This is a genomic window from Lachnoanaerobaculum sanguinis (assembly GCF_033242365.1).
Classification (GTDB): domain Bacteria; phylum Bacillota; class Clostridia; order Lachnospirales; family Lachnospiraceae; genus Lachnoanaerobaculum; species Lachnoanaerobaculum sanguinis.
The window spans coordinates 1-269 of record NZ_BTHK01000092.1; the positions used below are offsets into that span (position 1 = coordinate 1).

Genomic DNA, 269 nt, shown 5'->3' on the forward strand with positions numbered 1-269 from the left:
CAAACTGTGGAACACCGAAAGGTGAACCGCGTACTTTTTGTAGAACGGTCCGGCGAGTTACATGTACAGGCGAGGTTAAGTATTAAAGATACGGAGCCGAAGGGAAACCAAGTCTTAATAGGGCGATGTTAGTCTGTATGTGTAGACCCGAAACCGGGTGATCTATCCATGTCCAGGTTGAAGTTCGCGTAAAAGTGAATGGAGGACCGAACGCACATCCGTTGAAAAGGGTGGCGATGAGGTGTGGATAGGGGAGAAATTCCAATCGA

The 269-nt window shown here is 48.3% G+C and carries 1 rRNA gene; it reads left to right on the plus strand.

What is annotated here, in order from left to right:
- Positions 1-269 (plus strand): 23S ribosomal RNA (locus SBH76_RS13655); the annotation flags it as partial.